General features: G+C 62.9%; 25 protein-coding genes. 13 read left to right on the plus strand and 12 right to left on the minus strand.

Going from position 1 to position 17,171, the window contains the following annotated elements; translation table 11 throughout:
• The first annotated feature begins 55 nt into the window (after positions 1 to 55).
• The 4 genes from GJ700_RS10875 to GJ700_RS10890 all read left to right on the plus strand — a co-directional run bounded on the left by GJ700_RS10875 (position 56) and on the right by GJ700_RS10890 (position 2,857).
• Positions 56 to 943 (plus strand): hypothetical protein, encoded by an 888-nt coding sequence (locus GJ700_RS10875; RefSeq protein ID WP_195763858.1) that lies wholly within the window; start codon positions 56 to 58, stop codon positions 941 to 943.
• Between the two features lie 42 nt (positions 944 to 985).
• Positions 986 to 1,471, plus strand: coding sequence for a hypothetical protein (locus GJ700_RS10880; protein WP_195763859.1), 486 nt, complete (start codon positions 986 to 988; stop codon positions 1,469 to 1,471).
• A 66-nt stretch (positions 1,472 to 1,537) separates the two neighbouring features.
• Positions 1,538 to 1,894: a TraR/DksA family transcriptional regulator gene (locus GJ700_RS10885; protein WP_154373570.1), complete on the plus strand. Its 357-nt coding sequence runs from the start codon at positions 1,538 to 1,540 to the stop codon at positions 1,892 to 1,894.
• Between the two features lie 81 nt (positions 1,895 to 1,975).
• Entirely contained in the window at positions 1,976 to 2,857 is an 882-nt protein-coding gene (locus tag GJ700_RS10890; RefSeq protein WP_154373572.1) for a universal stress protein, read from the plus strand.
• Between the two features lie 20 nt (positions 2,858 to 2,877).
• Here GJ700_RS10890 and GJ700_RS10895 read toward each other — a convergent pair whose 3' ends face one another.
• From GJ700_RS10895 to GJ700_RS10910, 4 genes are all read right to left on the minus strand, one after another.
• Complete coding sequence (locus tag GJ700_RS10895; protein WP_154373574.1) at positions 2,878 to 3,240, minus strand: hypothetical protein; 363 nt, start codon at positions 3,238 to 3,240, stop codon at positions 2,878 to 2,880.
• A 129-nt stretch (positions 3,241 to 3,369) separates the two neighbouring features.
• On the minus strand, positions 3,370 to 3,942 hold the full coding sequence (locus GJ700_RS10900) for a glycine zipper domain-containing protein (RefSeq protein WP_154373576.1): 573 nt from the start codon (positions 3,940 to 3,942) through the stop codon (positions 3,370 to 3,372).
• A 91-nt stretch (positions 3,943 to 4,033) separates the two neighbouring features.
• Complete coding sequence (locus tag GJ700_RS10905; protein WP_154373578.1) at positions 4,034 to 4,933, minus strand: M90 family metallopeptidase; 900 nt, start codon at positions 4,931 to 4,933, stop codon at positions 4,034 to 4,036.
• Between the two features lie 120 nt (positions 4,934 to 5,053).
• Positions 5,054 to 5,674, minus strand: coding sequence for a winged helix-turn-helix domain-containing protein (locus tag GJ700_RS10910; RefSeq protein WP_229506927.1), 621 nt, complete (start codon positions 5,672 to 5,674; stop codon positions 5,054 to 5,056).
• Positions 5,675 to 5,935: 261 nt separating this feature from the next.
• Between GJ700_RS10910 and GJ700_RS10915 the strand changes: the two genes are divergently transcribed.
• The 3 genes from GJ700_RS10915 to GJ700_RS10925 all read left to right on the plus strand — a co-directional run bounded on the left by GJ700_RS10915 (position 5,936) and on the right by GJ700_RS10925 (position 8,468).
• A complete protein-coding gene (locus tag GJ700_RS10915) occupies positions 5,936 to 6,187 on the plus strand; it encodes a hypothetical protein (protein WP_154373580.1) in 252 nt (83 codons plus the stop codon).
• A 276-nt stretch (positions 6,188 to 6,463) separates the two neighbouring features.
• Entirely contained in the window at positions 6,464 to 7,507 is a 1,044-nt protein-coding gene (locus GJ700_RS10920) for an OmpA family protein (RefSeq protein ID WP_371867916.1), read from the plus strand.
• Positions 7,508 to 7,568: 61 nt separating this feature from the next.
• Entirely contained in the window at positions 7,569 to 8,468 is a 900-nt protein-coding gene (locus tag GJ700_RS10925; protein ID WP_154373582.1) for a YihY/virulence factor BrkB family protein, read from the plus strand.
• Here the strand turns inward: GJ700_RS10925 and GJ700_RS10930 are convergent, their stop codons facing one another.
• Both GJ700_RS10930 and GJ700_RS10935 read right to left on the minus strand, forming a co-directional pair.
• Positions 8,469 to 9,641, minus strand: coding sequence for an AI-2E family transporter (locus tag GJ700_RS10930; protein ID WP_154373584.1), 1,173 nt, complete (start codon positions 9,639 to 9,641; stop codon positions 8,469 to 8,471). It lies immediately after the preceding gene.
• 43 nt (positions 9,642 to 9,684) lie between these two features.
• Positions 9,685 to 9,999 (minus strand): BON domain-containing protein, encoded by a 315-nt coding sequence (locus GJ700_RS10935; protein ID WP_154373586.1) that lies wholly within the window; start codon positions 9,997 to 9,999, stop codon positions 9,685 to 9,687.
• A gap of 236 nt (positions 10,000 to 10,235) precedes the next feature.
• Between GJ700_RS10935 and GJ700_RS10940 the strand changes: the two genes are divergently transcribed.
• The 3 genes from GJ700_RS10940 to GJ700_RS10950 are packed head-to-tail and all read left to right on the plus strand — an operon-like array spanning position 10,236 to position 11,227.
• On the plus strand, positions 10,236 to 10,679 hold the full coding sequence (locus GJ700_RS10940; protein WP_154373588.1) for an outer membrane lipoprotein: 444 nt from the start codon (positions 10,236 to 10,238) through the stop codon (positions 10,677 to 10,679).
• A gap of 35 nt (positions 10,680 to 10,714) precedes the next feature.
• Positions 10,715 to 10,867 (plus strand): DUF3309 domain-containing protein, encoded by a 153-nt coding sequence (locus GJ700_RS10945; protein WP_154373590.1) that lies wholly within the window; start codon positions 10,715 to 10,717, stop codon positions 10,865 to 10,867.
• Between the two features lie 9 nt (positions 10,868 to 10,876).
• Positions 10,877 to 11,227, plus strand: a complete 351-nt coding sequence (locus tag GJ700_RS10950; protein WP_154373592.1) for a hypothetical protein — start codon at positions 10,877 to 10,879, stop codon at positions 11,225 to 11,227.
• A 66-nt stretch (positions 11,228 to 11,293) separates the two neighbouring features.
• On the opposite strand, the gene GJ700_RS10955 is transcribed toward GJ700_RS10950, so the two are convergent.
• The 6 genes from GJ700_RS10955 to GJ700_RS10980 are packed head-to-tail and all read right to left on the minus strand — an operon-like array spanning position 11,294 to position 14,295.
• Positions 11,294 to 11,680 (minus strand): hypothetical protein, encoded by a 387-nt coding sequence (locus GJ700_RS10955; protein ID WP_154373594.1) that lies wholly within the window; start codon positions 11,678 to 11,680, stop codon positions 11,294 to 11,296.
• An 11-nt stretch (positions 11,681 to 11,691) separates the two neighbouring features.
• Entirely contained in the window at positions 11,692 to 12,069 is a 378-nt protein-coding gene (locus GJ700_RS10960; RefSeq protein ID WP_154374063.1) for a phage holin family protein, read from the minus strand.
• A gap of 19 nt (positions 12,070 to 12,088) precedes the next feature.
• Complete coding sequence (locus GJ700_RS10965; protein WP_154373596.1) at positions 12,089 to 12,391, minus strand: ElaB/YgaM/YqjD family protein; 303 nt, start codon at positions 12,389 to 12,391, stop codon at positions 12,089 to 12,091.
• 59 nt (positions 12,392 to 12,450) lie between these two features.
• The gene (locus GJ700_RS10970; protein WP_154373598.1) at positions 12,451 to 12,987 is read right to left on the minus strand and encodes a ferritin-like domain-containing protein; all 537 of its coding nucleotides are present in this window, start codon (positions 12,985 to 12,987) and stop codon (positions 12,451 to 12,453) included.
• A gap of 17 nt (positions 12,988 to 13,004) precedes the next feature.
• Positions 13,005 to 13,901, minus strand: a complete 897-nt coding sequence (locus GJ700_RS10975; protein ID WP_154373600.1) for an OmpA family protein — start codon at positions 13,899 to 13,901, stop codon at positions 13,005 to 13,007.
• A gap of 7 nt (positions 13,902 to 13,908) precedes the next feature.
• A complete protein-coding gene (locus GJ700_RS10980; protein ID WP_154373602.1) occupies positions 13,909 to 14,295 on the minus strand; it encodes a DUF4398 domain-containing protein in 387 nt (128 codons plus the stop codon).
• A gap of 168 nt (positions 14,296 to 14,463) precedes the next feature.
• Here GJ700_RS10980 and GJ700_RS10985 point away from each other — a divergent pair, with 168 nt between their 5' ends.
• The 3 genes from GJ700_RS10985 to GJ700_RS10995 all read left to right on the plus strand — a co-directional run bounded on the left by GJ700_RS10985 (position 14,464) and on the right by GJ700_RS10995 (position 17,139).
• Positions 14,464 to 16,503, plus strand: a complete 2,040-nt coding sequence (locus tag GJ700_RS10985; RefSeq protein ID WP_154373604.1) for an AsmA family protein — start codon at positions 14,464 to 14,466, stop codon at positions 16,501 to 16,503.
• Positions 16,504 to 16,583: 80 nt separating this feature from the next.
• The gene (locus GJ700_RS10990) at positions 16,584 to 16,886 is read left to right on the plus strand and encodes a BON domain-containing protein (protein ID WP_154373606.1); all 303 of its coding nucleotides are present in this window, start codon (positions 16,584 to 16,586) and stop codon (positions 16,884 to 16,886) included.
• A gap of 40 nt (positions 16,887 to 16,926) precedes the next feature.
• Positions 16,927 to 17,139: a YMGG-like glycine zipper-containing protein gene (locus GJ700_RS10995; protein ID WP_154373608.1), complete on the plus strand. Its 213-nt coding sequence runs from the start codon at positions 16,927 to 16,929 to the stop codon at positions 17,137 to 17,139.
• The last annotated feature ends 32 nt before the right edge of the window (positions 17,140 to 17,171 follow it).

A 17,171-nucleotide genomic window follows, 5' to 3' on the forward strand; every position in this document is an offset into this window, starting at 1 on the left:
AGCGCCATAATTATTCGGGAGCAAGATCAACGCTCATTCCTGACCGGGAGAGACGATGAACTTGCTGCCCACTTCACGCCGTGCATTCTGCACCTTGCTTCTGGCGGCGCTGGCCGGTTGCGCCGCCAGTCCCCGCTTGCAGGACGCGCGCGATTTCGCCGCGGACGCCTCCCGCCTGGGCGGCTATGCCGACCTCAGCGAACGATTCCGCGATACCTATGTCCGCGAGCGGCCCTACCTGACCGTGGCGGCCGACACCCGCGAGCGCGCCACCGACGCGGAACGGCGCGCCGCCTTTGCCGACTTCATGGCGATCCACGACGCCGTCACGCACTACATGCGCACGCTGGGCCAGCTGGCCGGCGCCGACCGGTATGCGCTCGACGCCCCGCTGAAATCGCTGGGCGGCAGCATCAAGGCCTGGCCCGACGCGGGACTGGACGACCGTCACGTGCAGGCCTATACCGGATTGGCCCGCGTGCTGGCGCGCGCCGCCACGACACAGCGGCAGGAAAACGCCGTACGCCAAATGGTGCAGGACGCTGAACCGCACCTGCAACGGCTGCTGGACGCCATGCAGCGCCTGCTGCGCTATTACGACAAGAGCAGCGACAACGAACGGGCCATCGTGCTGGGCATGCTGGACGTGGAAATCCCGTTTGCCGACACGCCCCGCGACCGCCTGCTGGCCGCCATCGCGCGCGCCCACCGGCAGTCGCGCGCGCAGGAATACCGGCTGGCCGGCTTGCGGCACACGCTGGCGATGAAGCACGTGGCCGCCATTGCGGCGGCGCATACGGCCCTGCTGCACCGCCTCGAACAGCCGGACGACGCGGCGGCCGGTACGGCGCTGAAGGACGCTTCCGGCGCACTGCGCGCCAGCAGCGACGCCCTGGCGCAACCGGCGGCGCCGTTGGGCGCGACCCGGCTGGAAATGCCCTGACGCCATGCCCTGCCCAGCCATCCTCAACGAACGGAGACTGACATGAACGCCACCAAGCCCCCGATCCCTCCTGCCACGCCGGCCGACATCGAAGCACTGGCCGACAACCTGTCCCGCTGCGCCGATGCGCTGCATGAACGCATCATGCGCGCGATCCGCCAGCGCCAGCCCGATCCGGCCGCGGGCACGCCGCCGCAAGACCTGGCGCACGGCATCACGCAACAGGATGCGCAAGCGCTGTTCGACCAGGAAGTCTTGCTGCGCCAGTCGGCCAACCACCTGTACGTGCAAGCCGCCGTGCTGGCCGCGGCGGGACAGGAAGCGGTGCGTCAGGAATTGATGGAGATCACCGCCACCGCCCGGGACGAATTGCGCCGTGTGGCCCGACTGCAGGCGCTGGCGGGGCTGACCGCCGGCCTCGTCACGCTGGCCGGCGCACTGGCCGCCGGCAAGCCCGCGCAATGGCCGGCCGCCGTCCGGGACGTGCGCGACCGTTTCAAGGCGCTGCATGACCCGGGGCAAGCCTAGCCATCCCCTCTATTGTGCGCGCCGTCCCGCCTGCCCCCTCTACTATAGAAATAACAGGAGACAGGCATGAACGGATTGACCCAGACGCAGCTGGAAGCGCTGCACGCGGCGCTGGAACAGCGCCGGCACATGCTGCTGGACCAGGTGGCATTGGCCACCGCCGGCCCTGCCGTGGAAGAAGTGGAAACGTCGCCGGCCGACAGCGCCAGCAACCGCACGATGAACCAGTTACAGCAGGAAACGGCCGGCCACCTGCTCACGCAATTGCGTGCCATTAAGCACGCGCTGGCCAAGTTTGACGATGACAGTTACGGCAGTTGTGAAAACTGCGGCAACGACATCGGCTACTCGCGCCTGCACGCGCGGCCGGAAGCCACGTTGTGCATTGCGTGCCAGACACGCAGCGAGCAGCGCCAGCGTTGATGCATGGCGCCGCGTGCATGCGTGTGTCCACGCGGTCCAAGGCAAGCCTATAATCAAGCCATGTCCCTGCGGGAGATCAACATGGCTTACCGGTCAATACTGGTGCATGTGGATGAAACGCCCCGCGTGGCGGAACGGATCCGCTACGCGGTCGAGCTGGCGTTGCAAGATGACGGCCACGTGCTGGGCGTCGCGCTGACCGGCATTTCGCGCATGCTGTACCAGAACGCCATCCTCGACGAGCAGGACCCGAACCTGGCGCTGCATTTGAATTTCCTGCGTGAACGCGCCAACCGGGCGCTGGAACAATTCGCGCCGCTGGTGCAGCGCCTCGGCCTGCAATCGTTCGAACAGCGCGTGGTCGACGACGATCCCGGCGCAGGCCTGAGCCTGCTGGCGCGCCATGCGGACCTGGTGGTGATTGGCCAGGCCGATCCGGAACACGTGGCCACCGTGGCCGGCACGGAGTTTCCCGCCCAGGTGCTGACCAACTCAGGCCGCCCCGTCCTCGTGGTGCCGTATGCGGGACTGACGCGCCCGGCCGGCGCTGCCCATGCGCCGGCGCGGCGCATCCTGGTGGCATGGAATGGCAGCAAGGAAGCGGCGCGCGCGGTGCGCGAAGCGCTGCCCCTGCTGAAACGCGCGGACCAGGTGCACATTGCCGTGTTCGATCCGGATTATCAAAAAGCCCTGCACGGCGAATCGCCCGGCGGCGATTTGTTGAAATTCCTGATGCGGCACGGGATCGATGCGGAAATCCTCGTACGCCAGACGCAGCGCGGCGGCATGCTGAAGCGCCCCGCCGGCACCGGTGAAGCGCTGCTGTCGCTGGCGGCCGACTACGCGTGCGATTTACTGGTGCTGGGCGCTTACGGCCATTCGCGCTTCCGCGAAACGCTGCTGGGCGGCGTCACCCGCACGGTGCTGGAATCGATGACATTGCCGGTGCTGATGGCGCACTGAACGCCGGCATTCAATGCCCGTTATTCATCCGATTGCCACGCCTGGCTGCGGATTTTCGCCACCTGCCGGTGCGCCAGCCAAAGCCACAGCTGCATGGCCGCTTCCTGCGCGGCGCCCGCCATCTTGCGGGGATTGGCCAGCGCGATTTCGCAATCGCGGTCCGACCATTCGGCGTAGCAAATGTCGCCGCCGGCCGCCACTTCGACTTCATACATCAAGCCATCGTCGTAGCCAAACCGTAATACTGCCGTGCCGGGTCCGCCGTCGGGCGCCTGCACGCTGCCGCTATACACTTCAGCCAGGGCCGCGGCCAGTTGCGTCTCCGTTGGCGCGGCAACGCTGCGGCCATCGGGACGTGTCAGCTCCAACCACGCGTGTGTCATCGCTCCTCCCAGTGTTTGAGGATCGCAGTATTAGTATTTTGATTGTAGCAACTAACACCGCGAAGCAAGCATTTCTTCGGGAAATGTGTGCAGCGCTGCAACAGGCGTGGCGCGAACTGAACGGTTAACTTAACGGGTAATCAGCACCGGCAAGGACAGTGGATTGAAATCCTGCCAATCGCCATCGGCGATGGTCCCTTCCGCTTCTTCGATATGGTGGGCGCCCAACTGGCGCAGCACGTCGATGGCGCGCTGTTCCTGCGCCAGCATGTCGCCGCCTTCTTCCATGGCCACCGCCACCAGCATGCCGCTGGGCCGCTGCTCGACCTCGTTGGCGATACTGCCCTGCTCCGACTCGCCGGCTTCCTTCATGTGGGAAAAACTGTACAGCGAGCCCACGTGGCCGCCCACCAGCGCGCCCACCACGGCGCCCAGCGGCCCGGTCACCGGCGCCGTCACGGCGCCAACCACGGCGCCCACCGCGCTGCCGGTGGCCACGCCTTTCGCCACACCGGCATCGGTTTCTTTCGCACCCGGCGATTTGTCACGGTCGCCGCCCAGGTCCAGCGCGGCATGCTGGCCCGGCGGGTTGACGAAGAAGGTGCTGATCTGGTCCCTCGGAAAGCCGGCCGCCAGCAGCGCGTCGCGCGCACGGTCGGTGTCTTCCTGCAATTGGAAATGCCCTGCAATGATGGTGCTCATGGTGCGCTCCTGTAATGGTCCTGGCGCACCAGCTTGCCCGTGTACGAACACGCCTTCCGTGCGTTCACGCACACCTTGCAAAAGTCAGGAATTACCAGCTGGCGATGGCGAACGAGCGGCCCTGAGCGGATGGGGCGGCAAACACGACGTCCGGCGTCCACGCGGGCGGCGGCGCATCGGTCCAGTTGCGCGGGTCGACGCGGTAATATTTTTGCAGTTCGTCATACAGCGCCGGATGGCGCTCGCGCATTTGCCACGGCTTACCGAAGAACGTTTCCGTGGCCACCGCAAAGAATTCCGCGGGACTGGTGGCGCCGTAGTGGTCCAGCACGCTGTCGGTGCGGCCGTAATACGCGTCGTATTGCAGGTTGGCGAAGTCGCGCGACAGTACGGCGGACCAGCTGCGGTAGCTGTCGGGACTGCCGAGATACGGGGCGCCGTTGGTGTGGCCCGATTCACTGTCGAGCTGGTGTGCGAACTCGTGCAGTACCACGTGGTGGCTGTCGCCCCAGTGCTGCGACGCCTGCAGCACGTCGGCCCACGACAGCACGACCCGCCCGTCTTCCCACGATTCGCCCAGCAAGGTTTGCTTGACGTCCGTGACGACGCCGCCGGCCGCCACTTCGCGCCGGGGCACGAGGAACGCGCCCGGATAGACCAGGACGGTATGCAGCGTACGGTACACCTTGTTGGGCCGGTTCAGCACCAGCATACTGGCCTGGCCGGCAATCGTGTAACGCATCTCATCGTCGATTTCCAGGCCTTCGCAACCGACAAATTTCTTCGTGTGCAGGAAATGCTTCGCCAGTTGCTGCAATTGCACTTGCGTGGCCGCATCCATGCGGCGGTACGGTGCGATATTGCGCTCGAAAATCGCCAGCGCATGGGGTGGCAACGGTTGCGCCAGTGCGCGCCGCAAGCGCCAGCGCGGAACCAGCAGGGGCAAGGCGCACGCCAGCGCCAGCAGGGGAATCCACCACAATGCTTCCATAGTGCCGTCCAGGTAGAAGGTCAGCCACCAAGATGGGGTTCACAAATAGCAATTCAATGCAAACAGCCGAACTATGTCCGGCTGTTTTCACTGTAGCACTGCGGCGGCGGGATGGAATGCTTACGATTGGGCTTTCTGCATCGACGGCGCCGCGCCAAACAGGGCGGCCACCAGCGGATCGCGCGTCACGGGGCCGCGGTTCACGCGGATGGCGTAATGGGTATCGTCCGCCAGGATATGGAAGTGGCGTCCGGCGCCGGCCATGGCCTGTTCGCGCAGGCTGGGGCGCTCTTTACGGGGTGGCGTACCTTCGCGTTTTGGCTGGGAAATGGCGCCCAGGAATTGCTTGACGCGCTCCGCGTCCGGCGTCAACTGATAGACCGCCTTGCCCAGGTAAGTAGCGGTGCCTTCGATATACCGCGCCAGTTCGATCACACCCGCTTCGCGCAAGTCGCGGATATATTTGCGGGCGCCGGAGGGCGAGAATTTCAGGAACCAGGCGATTTCATCGGCCAGCATTTCGTGCTGTTGCAACTCGGCAATCAGCTTTTGCATGTTTTCGATGCGGCGCAATGTGGCCGACGTCGAGCGCACCCGCTCGATCGAAGCCAGGGACAAAGGCTTGCGCTCAGGGATGGGGCCGGGGCGCTCCACCAGTGCCAGTCTCGGCTTTTCCACGAACTTTGCCGGTTCCTGCTGGTCAGCGAGGCTGGATTCTTGGTTTTCTCTGAATGCGTGCATGTGAATACTCCTTATGAATTGCCAGAGGCGCGATCGCGTCGATCGCGGCATGTGCCGTGAACTCAGGCAACATGCGTCGTCTACATCTGGCAATCAGGATGCCGGGATAGCAAAATCCGGTCTGTGCGGCAACGAACATAAGTGAGCAATACTGGAAATACGTAGGCAAATTGTCATCAAACCGAGGGTGCGTTTGCGAACAGATGGCAGGCGAAGCGGGCTTTATGCTGGCCTCACCTTATCCATATGAAGGACAACATCATGAAATTACCAATGCTGCTGGCCGCTGTAGCGACCGCCCTCACCCTTACCGCATGCGAACGCACCACAGTGAACAACCCACCGGTGGTTGAGACGCCCGCCCCGGCGCCATCGGCCGTGCCGGTGCCCGTTCCAGTCCCGGTGCCTGGCCCGGCTGGTCCGCAAGGACCGCAGGGTCCGCAAGGCGAAGCAGGCAAACCCGGCGACACGACCGTCATTGTTCCCGACCGCCCAGCCGAACCCGCCCGCTGACGCGCACGCTGCTGAATAGTTGCTCAGCAGCTACTCTGATACAATGCTTGCCGCGCTGCACCATTTTGGTGTGGCGCGGTTTCTTTTGGGGAACGCCACCGTGGCGGTGTCCCCTTGGAATGGGGCTGGACTGTAGTAATTCCACAACGATGTCCCTTTGCATGTGCGCTAGCGCACAGTAGCGTTGCTCGAATGTCCATAAAGTTCAGTCCAACAGCTTCAAGCTGGAAATATTGTGGTGCGTCAGCATCACCCCTCTAACATCGGGAGTAACTTGTGAAAAAAATTAAGAAAATCGCAATCGCCACGGCTTTGCTGTGCTCGACCGCCGCCATGGCGCAAGACGCAGTCATCAATCCTTCCTGGTACATCCAGCCATCGGTCAGCGCCATGAAACCGGATTCGGACTTCGGCGTGGACAAAACCGGCTACGGCGCCGGCCTGAAATTCGGTAAGCCAGTCAACGAGAACTGGGACGTGCAAATGGGTTACACCTATGGCCGTTCGAAAGAAGCCGGCCAGCGCTACCAGCAAGAAACCCTGGGCCTGGATGGCCTGTACCTGTTTTCCCGCAAATCGTTCCGTCCATTCGTCCTGGTGGGCGGTGGCGTCGAGCGCGACAAGACCAACCTGAGGATCAATCCGCAGACCCAGAAAAGCTCGCCCTACATCAGCGCCGGCCTGGGCTTCCAGGCCGACCTGACCGAGCGCCTGGCGCTGCAAGCGGACCTGCGCAACGTGCACGGCTTCCTGCGCGGCTCGGCCTTCCCTGCCGCCGGCGACAAAGCCAACAACACGTACCTGACCCTGGGCCTGAACTATGCGCTGGGCGCCAAACCAGTGCCGCCGGCCCCGGTGCCGAAGGCCGCGCCTGCACCGGAACCTGCACCGGCCCCGGTTGCCCCACCGCCACCACCGCCGCCAGCACCGAAGTTTGAAAAAGTCACGATGTCGGCCACCGAACTGTTCGCGTTCGACAGCGCCAAGCTGAACCCGAACCAGCCGAAACTGGACGAACTGGCGGCGCTGCTGGTCAACAACCCTTCCGTGGGTAACGTGACCATCACCGGCTACACCGACCGCCTGGGTTCCGACAAGTACAACCAGAAGCTGTCCGAGCAGCGCGCCAACTCCGTCAAGCAATACCTGGTGGGTAAAGGCGTGGCGGCCGACCGCCTGAACGCTGTCGGCAAGGGCGAATCGAACCCGCTCGTGGCATGCGACGGCAAGAAGCAAAAACGTGCAGACTTGATCAAGTGCCTGGAACCGAACCGCCGCGTTGAAATCGACCAAGTGACGATCGAACGCCGCGTGAACTAAGGTTCAATGCAGCAATAAACCAAGGGGCCGCAAGGCCCCTTTTCTTTTCAGGAGCCAGCCGATGAGATTATTACGCCACCGCGGCCGCACCTTGCGCACCGTCGCCCTGTGCACCATTACCGAATGGTTCGAGCACCGCGACAGCAGCAAGGGCGCCGCCCTCGCCTTTTATACGGCGTTTTCCATTGCCCCCATCCTGGTGCTGGTGATTGCCGTTGCCGGCCTGTTTTACGGCCAGCAAGCGGCGCAGGGGGAATTGTTCGGGCAACTGCGGGCGCTGATCGGCCCCCAGGGTGCGGAAGCGCTGCAAGCGATCCTGGCCGGCGCACGCAACCATGACGACGGCGTGCTGGCCACGCTGATTGCCGGTGTGCTGCTGCTGTTTGGCGCCACCACCGTGTTTGCGGAACTGAAAGCCAGTCTCGATGAAATCTGGCAATTGCCAGCGTTGAAGCAAGGCACGCTGTGGGATACGGTGCGCACCCGCCTGCTGTCGTTCGGCATGGTGCTGGTGCTGGGATTTTTATTGCTGGTGTCGCTGGTGGTCAGTGCCGCGCTGACCTTGCTGGAAAAATTGTGGCAAGGCCACTGGAGCAATACCACGATGCTGTTGACCGGCATTAACTGGGTAATCAGTTTTCTCGTGATTGCCGCCATGTTTGGCGTCATCTATAAAATGCTGCCCCGGATCAAACTGTCGTGGCGCGATGTCGTCATCGGCGCGCTGGGCACGGCGGCCCTGTTCACGCTGGGCAAATACGCGATTGGCGCCTATATCGGCAACAGCGGCGTGGCGGACAGCTTTGGCGCGGCCGGCTCGCTGATTGCGCTGCTGCTGTGGGTCTATTATTCGGCGCAGATCTTTTTCCTCGGTGCGGAATTCGCCCGCCAGTATGCGCTGCAACTGGGCAGCCTCAAGCACCATCCGCGCGATGAGCGTGGCGACCTGAAAATGGGGTGATCATTCGCCCAGCAATTCTGCAACGATCTCCATGCCTTCGATGCGTTCGGCCACCACCTTGATGATGACGATCACGGGCACACCGAGCAGCAAGCCCCACACGCCCCACAGCCAGCCCCAGAACAGCAGGCCGACAAACACGGCGGCAGGATTCATGCGGGCGATCTTGCCCGTCATCCACGTGGTGACGAACGTGCCGACCAGGGTCGCGATCGCCAGCGACGCGCCGGCCACCAGCAACACCATTTGCAGCGATTCGAATTGCAGGAAGGCCACCAGGCCCGTGGCGCTGGTCACCAGCAGCGGCCCGAAGTACGGCATGATGTGCAGCAGCCCCGCCACGATGGCCCAGGCGCCGGCATTCTCCAGTCCGATCGCCTGCAGGGCCAGCCACGTCAGCAGCGCCAGCAAGGCATTGGTCACCAGCAGCATGAACATGTAGCTCTGGATCGAACTGTTGATGTCTTCCAGGATGTGCACGGTGACTTTTTTCTTCGTCAGCGATGGCCCGGTCAGCTTCACCAGCTTGCGCTTGAAAGTATCGCCGGCCAGCAGCAGGAAAAACACGAGGAAGATCACCATCGCGGCCTGGCTGACGAAGCCTGCCAGGCCCATGGAACCGGCCCACACCCAGTCGATCACCTTGATACCGCCGGTCTCCGATGGCGTCTTGCGCGCGGCCGGCTTGCGCGCGGCGCTGCCCGAGGCCGCCTGTTCGATTTCATTGGCCACCGCCTGGATGCGCTCCAGCGTACTGGGACCGCTGCCCAGCTTGGCCCGCAACAACGTCGACACCTTGTGGGTAACGGTCGGCAATTCTTCCATGATGTTCTGGAATTCCCCGTGCAAGCGCGCACCGCCCACAGCGATGCCGCTCAGGATGGCGGCCGTCAGCAAGGTCGCACCGAGCGGACGCGCAATGCGCATGCGCTCCAGCCAGCACACGACGGGATTGAGCGTATAAGTGATCAGGATGCCCAGCAGCAGCGGCACGAGGAAGGCGCGCGACCATTGCAGCGCGTAGACGAAGGCGACGGTGGCGATCACGCCCAGCGCGAGGCCGCGGGCGTTGACGTGAATGGGAATGCGTTCAGTATCCGGGGCAGCAGCATGGTCCGCGTCGGTGGCGACGGTGGTATCGGAGGCGTCGTGCGGGTCGGCGGCGGGGATCATGGGGGAAACACGCGGGACCGTGACGGTCCCGCTGTGCGGTGGATTACTTCACGCGGATATCGTTCTTGACTTCCTTCACGCCCTGCACGCCGCGGGCGATTTCACCGGCGCGCGTAATGTCGGCCGGTTGCGCCACGAAGCCGCTCAGCTGCACCGTGCCCTTGAAGGTTTCCACGTTGATTTCCGTGGATTTCAAGGTGGGCTCATTGAAGATGCTGGCTTTGACTTTGGTGGTCAGCATGGAATCGTCAACATATTCGCCGGCGCTTTCCTTGGTCGGCGTCGACGAGCAGCCGACGACAGCAAAGGCGGTGGCGGCGGTAAATACTGCGGCAGCAAATTTTTGGGCAAATTTCATGATAAGACTCCTTAATTTAGTGCTCGTCAGAGCAGTCAGCCGGCATATTGGTCACGCCGGAGCAAAGAGGCCAGCAGCAGGCCGTTGATGTCCAGTGTCGGACAGTTGCGCCCCTTCATCTGTACGCTAACGTACACAGAACACCCTCCCGATACAGCGTGCGTCACCGCACAGACCCTCATCAGGTTGCTCACTAATCTGGTTGCATCCTCACCCAGGACAAACAGGAGAACAACATGAAGACAACGCAGACTCTGGCGGCGTTGATGATCGCAACTTCCGCCCTGATCACCGGCTGCTCCAGCACGCCGGTGCAATCCACCAATTATTCATCGATGGGCAGCGCCGCCACCTATGGCACGATTGAATCGATCCAGACCGTGCGACTCGATCCGGCCACCAGCGGCGTCGGCGCCGTCACGGGCGGCCTGGTCGGCGCGCTGGTCGGTAACCAGATCGGTTCCGGCAGCGGCCGCGCGGCGGCCACGGCGGCTGGCGCCATCGGCGGCGCGGTGGTCGGCAACAGCGTGGAACGCAACCGCAACCAGCCGTACGATGCTTACCAGATCACGGTCCGCATGGATAACGGCGACTACCGCACCATCAACCAGGACAGCGTCTATGACTTGCGCATCGGCAACCGCGTGCGCGTGGTCGATGGCCGTGTCTATCGCTACTAAGCCACTCAGGCCATCGAGCCGTTCAAGGAGACACCATGGGCACCATACTGCTGATCTTTCTGGTACTGATTTTGTTGGGGGCGTTGCCGGCCTGGCCATATAGCCGCAACTGGGGTTACGCCCCAAGCGGCATTGCCGGCATCATTGTGCTGGTCTTGATTGTCATGCTGCTGACCGGGCGGCTATAGGAGGACATCATGAACAAACTCGTCGCAGCGGCCCTGCTGGCCGTCTGCTGCGCCGCCCAGGCGCAAACCACGCCGCCCGACGTGGCGGCCCATCAGCGGCAAGAACTCAAACGTGGCGATCCGGCCCGCTGGTACAAGGCTGACCGCAGCACGGCAGCGCAATTGCGCACCTTGCGCAAGGAAATCAATGCCGCCTATGCTGAAGCCAAGATCGGCTGCAGGAAAATGTCGGCCGACGAGCGCAGCGACTGCATGAAAGAAGCCCGTGACACTTACACGGCCGACCTGGGTAACATGCGCGAGCTGAATTACGCGGCAAACCACATGGACACCAGCGTGTACGAAACCACGGGCCGCTGATCCTTGCATGCGGCTGAAAAAACAAACGCCGCGAAAGCGGCGTTTGTTTTTAGCGTTGCGTGAACTTTACTGGCGGTGTTTCCGGCTGATCCACAGGCCGGCAATGGCAGCTGCCACACCGGCCAGCAAGACGGGTTTCACCAGCCGCCGGCGAATAATAAAGGACCCTGCCTTGATTGCATAAGGCAGGATCTTCGGCAAGCTCAAGCCACCAGCCAGGCCCGCCACGCCGGCCAGCCCCCCGCCGCCGTGCTGGCCGCCGAACAGCGAACCGAAGCGGTGGTGCAAGGCGCCCACCGCGTGGTCGACGGCGCTGTGCATCAGCGCATCCGGATGCAAGGCATAGGCCAGCTGCCCCTTGGCGTGGGCGACACTGACGCGATACAACTCGCCTTCGCGCACCAGCCGTTCTTTCGCCACGGCCACTGCCGCGCTGTCTGCGTGTTTGCTCATTGATTCTCCCGTTACAGCAGCATTTCGCGGTCGGCTTTCAGCTCGGCCATGGTGGCGGGCAATGACAGCTTTCCTTGCCGCAGCATGGACCGCGCGCCCATGATCAACGCAATGGTGATCAGCACGAACGCCACCGCCAGCACCAGCAGGATTTTCCACCCCATCGCTTCCCAGCACAGGAAGATGACGGTGGCCGTGGTAAAGGCAATGGCAAACCAGCCCGCCAGCAGCGCCAGCGCAAACACCACGGTCAATTCGACCAGATGGTTGCGCACTTCCGACAGTTCGAGGGCAGCCAGCTCCAGCCGCGACAGCATCAGCCGCGCGGTATTGCGGGCCACCCCGGCCAGCGAAGCGATCAAGCCCGGGGGTGGCGACGCATGCTCCATATCAGGTGACGCCACCGGATCAGCGGCGGCCCAGGATCACGCCCACCAGCAGGCCGACGCCGGCTGCCAGCGCGATCGAACGCCATGGATTTTCTTTCACATAAGCATCGGTCGATTGCGCCATCTGCTTGCCGGCTGCAACCGCGCTTTGCTGCGCTTCGTGCGCCTTGGCCAGTGCCGTGTCCAGCGCACGCATGCCGCGGCCGCGCAATTCTTCCGCTTTTTCGCCCGTCAGCGCCGTGGCGGCCGTGAACAGCGCCTGCGCATCTTTAACCAGGGTTTTGACGTCGTTGTTCACAGTACTGATGTTATTTTCCAGCATGATGGGCTCCTCGGTTAGGTTACGAAAACAGTTGTCGCAAATCGGTCCAGCGGAATCGGCTATTCCAGCAGATCGCGCATGTCGTCGGCATGTTCTTCTTCCACGGCCATGATCTTGATCAATAACTGGCGCGTGGTCGGGTCCGATTCTCCGATCTGCTCGATCATCTGGCGGTACGACTCAATGGCGACCCGCTCAGCGATCAGGTTGGCGCGCACCATGGATTGCACCTCCCTGGAGTCATCATACTCGGCATGACTACGCTCGAGCAATGTTGCTGGATTGAAATCCGGTTCGCCATTCAGTTGAATGATACGCTCAGCCAGCCAATCCGCATGTTCTTGTTCCTGCTGTGCATGTTCGAGGAATTCCGCCTTGATGGCAGCATTCTGCAAGCCAGTAACCGTGTAATAGTGCCGTTTGTAGCGCAGGATGCAGACCAGTTCGGTCGCCAGTGCGCCGTTCAGCAACTTGATGACTTCTTCGCGGTCGCCTTTATAGCCGGCCGTCACCGGGCCATCGGCCAGGTTTTGCGCGGCTTGCCGGATCGCGTTGGTATCGAGGCCGGCCAGCGTGGATATGGTGGATGCTGCCATCGTGTTCTCCTTTTAAATCAGCGTCGTGCATTGATGGTGCGGCCAGCGTCGGACAGCACGATTTCCACCCGGCGGTTCAGCTGGCGATCGGCCGAATTCGCATTGCTGGCGACGGGATACGCCTCGCCATAGCCGCGGGTGCTGATCCGCGTGCCTTCCACGCCCATGTTCATCAGGGCGCTGCGCACCGCTTCCGCGCGCCGCTGCGACAGCATCAGGTTATGGTCTTCCGAACCGGTGCTGTCGGTGAAGCCTTCCACCATGACATTGCGGTCGGGATGTTCGCGCATGACGTCAGCCAGCTTCTGCAGCGTCTGCATGCCGCCCGCCGTCAGATTGGCCTGGTCGACATTGAACAGCACATCGCCCATCGTCATCACGATGCCGCGTTCCGTTTGCTTGGCTTTCAGGTCGGCCAGCTGGGCAGCCAGCGCATCAGCCTGTGCTTGCGCGTCGCGGGTGGCGGCGGCCTGGTTTTGCTCGGCCATCCGGGCCGCATCCGCCTCGGCCTTGGCCTGTTCGGCGCTGCGCTTGGCCTGGTCTGCTTCAATCGTGCGGGCTTCCAGCCGGACCTGGTCGCGCTGGCGCGCCGCATCGGCTACCTGGGCTTCGGCGGATTTCTGCTTGGCCACTTCCTGGGCCGTGGCGATACGCTGTTTGGCTATATACGCCAGCTTATCGACTTCCGCGATGCTTTCCTTGCGGGCCGCCGCCTCATTGGCGCGGTCCAGCGCGATGGTGGCCTGACGCAGTTCGAGGGACGCATATTGCGCAACGGCAGGGTTACCCTGCGCCGCCATGTAGTCGCCGCGCGCCTGGTCCAGCGTGCTGGTGGTGGTGGGCGCCGAGCTGCAAGCGGACAATGCAATGGCCAGCGCCAGTGCGGCCGGCTTGAGGAAGGTCTTGTTCATCATGCTCTCCTTATTTGACGGTGGTGCTGTTGGCGCGGTCCAGTTCTTCGCGCAGCACGCGGATGTTTTCCTGCAGCGCATCGGCTGCCGCCGTGGCTTTGGCCGAACCGGCCTTGCTTTGCGCCAGCTTGGCGTCGGCCTGCGCCTGCATGGCCAGGTCGCGCGCCCGCGAGTAATCCTTGGCGGCCAGCGCCTGGTTGGCTTCCTGCACCTTGGCGCGGGCCGACATCATTTCCGCTGGCGCCGCGTCGGCGCCGCCGGCAGACACCGCGCTTTCCACGGCGGCGCGCGACACAGCCACATCGGCGGTGGCCGGCGCTTTCTGACTGGCGCAACCGGCCAGCAGCACGACGGCCAGACCGCACAGGGCCGGCACGATATGCATACGTGAGCTCATTGTTGTTCTCCTTCGGTTGGGTGAGTACAGACGTTATAGGCTTGATGGGCAAGGCATTCAGTACGGTGCCGCACATAGGGCGGCCCGGCCGCATGGGTGCGGGTGCGCACAGAGACAGGTATCATGCGCGGCTATGCTAGAGCAGACACCCAACAAAAAGGCATCACCATGACATTGCCACGCCGCAGCAAGATTGCCCTGGCCGTCGGCGGCGTCCTCGTCGCCGTGCCGGCCGCAGCGCTGATTGCGCTGCATTTCTACGACTGGAACCGCGCCCGCCCCTGGCTCAATGAAAAGACCAGTGAAGCCATCGGCCGCCCGTTCGCCATCCGCGGCAACCTGGCGCTAAGCTGGGAAAAACAAATCGTGCCGGAAAAGGAACGCGGCTGGCGCGACTGGATCCCATGGCCCCACCTGGTGGCGCGCGACGTTCACATCGGCAATCCCGCCGCGATGGCGGCCGCCAATCCCGGCTTGCCGGCCGACATGGCCAGCGTCAGCGAATTCTCGTTTTCACTGAACCCGTTCGCGTTGCTGGAGAAAACCATTTCCATTCCCGTGCTGCGCTTCGAAGCCCCCACCGTGCTGTTGCGCCGCACGGGCGACGGCGCCAATAACTGGACCTTCGACAAGAAGGACAAGCCTTCGCCGTGGCAACTGGATTTGCAGCGCGTGGTGTTCAACAAAGGTGTCGTGCACTACCTCGATGACGTGGCGAAGGCCGATGCCACCGCCGATATCGACACCCTCAATGCCGATCCCAACTATGGCGTGTCGTGGCGGCTCAAGGGCGCCTGGAAAGGCGCACCCCTATCGGGCCACGGCAAGGCCGGCGCCGTGCTGTCGCTGCAGCAGCAAACCACGCCATATCCCATCATGGCCGATGTCAATCTGGGCGGTACCCGCATTGCCGTGGAAGGCACGCTGACCAAGCCCACAGCGCTGGCCGCGCTGGACATGAAGCTGCATTTGTCGGGGGCAAGCATGGCGCGGCTGTATGGGCTGACCGGCATCGTGCTGCCGGAAACGCCGCCGTTCAGCACGTCGGGGCACTTGACCGCCACGCTGGGCAAGGATAGCGGGCATTACGTGTACGACCAGTTCACCGGTAAAGTCGGTTCCAGCGATATCGGTGGCCATCTTGAATACCAGCAGAAAAAGCCGCGCGGCTACCTGAGCGGCAAGGTGTCGTCCAAATTGCTGCAATTTGCCGACCTCGGTCCACTGATCGGCGCCGATTCCAACGCCAGCAAGCAGGCGCGGGGCTTGCCCGCCGTGCAACCGGCCAACAAAGTGCTGCCGGTGGAAGCGTTCAAAACTGAACGGTGGACCAGCATCGATGCGGACGTCAGCTTCAAGGCCGACCGCATCGTGCGCGAAAAACAGCTGCCCATCGCCAACCTGTACACGGAATTCCATTTGAAGGATGGGGTGCTGGCGCTGACGCCGCTTAACTTCGACTGGGCCGGCGGCAAGTTGCACTCCAATGTCAAGCTCGATGGCAGCAATACCAAGGTCAAGGATGCCATCGCGGCGGAACTGAAGGCCAGTGCGCGGCATCTGAAGTTGCGCGACCTGTTCCCCGCGCTGCCGGATTTGAAAGCCAGCGTGGGTGAAATCAACGGCGATGCGTCGCTGTCGGCCACCGGCAATTCCGTGGCCACGCTGCTGGCCAAATCCAATGGCGAAGTGAAAGCGCTGATCAACCAGGGCACCATCAGCAAGCTGTTGCTGGAACAAATGGGGCTGAACCTGGGCAACGTGGTGCTGACCAAGCTCCTGGGCGACAAGCAAGTGAAGCTGCATTGCATGGCGGCCGACTTCAAGGTCACGGACGGCAAGGCCGTGGCGCGCCAGTTTATCGTCGATACCGACGACGCCACCATCCACGTGACAGGCAGCATCGACCTGGCATCGGAAAAGCTGGACTTGACGATGAAGCCGGACAGTAAAGGCTTGCGCATCATTACGCTGCGCTCGCCGATCTATATGACGGGCACCTTCAAGGACCCGGACATCAGCATCGACAAGAAAGTACTGGCGATGAAGGCAGGCGGCGCGATCGCGCTGGCCGTGGCGGCCGCCCCTGTCGCCGCGCTGATCCCGCTGGTCAATACGGGGCCCGACCAGGACAGCGAATGCGCCGCCTTGCTGGCGCAGGCCAGAGTGAAACCGCAAGCGCCGCCTCCGGGCAGGAAAGCCAAATAAACCTTCGCGTTAGATGGCGAACAGAACGTTTTCACCTCTGCCAGTACAGTGTTCCTGTCAGTCTAGAACAGGAGCATGCTATGAAATCTTTACTGTCCACTTCCGTGTTGGCGGCGGCGCTGGCATTAACGGGGTGCGCATCGACCACCACCGTCGATCCCGCGGACGTCTACGTGGCGGACAACGTCGTTACTGCCAACGTGAAGTCGGCGCTCGCCAGTCAGCCGGGCCTGAACCCGGCGGACATTTACGTGGAAACCTACCAGGGCAAAGTGCAACTGGGCGGCTTTGTGTCCAGCCAGCAGGAAATCGACACGGCGCTGGCAGCGGCACGCAGCATCACCGGGGTGAAGAGCGTCACCAATGACATGCGATTGAAATGAGCTGCTTGAAACTTGGCTTGAATTAATTAAGGAGAACATCATGCATACCATCAAAACTCTTGCGGCGATCGCCGCCATGTTGTCGCTGGGCGCCTGCTCGAATATGACGCAGCAGGATAAAAGCACGGCCGTCGGCGCCGCCATCGGCGGCGTGGCCGGGTCTGTCCTGACGGGCGGCAGCACGGCCGGCACGGTCGGCGGCGCCGCAGTCGGCGGCGTGATCGGCAACCAGGTCAACAAGCCACCACGTTAATGGTGCGCAGTACCGCGGCATAAAGCCCGCCG

Origin of the sequence: Pseudoduganella rivuli, from assembly GCF_009674485.1 — a bacterium.
GTDB classification, from domain to species: domain Bacteria; phylum Pseudomonadota; class Gammaproteobacteria; order Burkholderiales; family Burkholderiaceae_D; genus Rugamonas; species Rugamonas rivuli_B.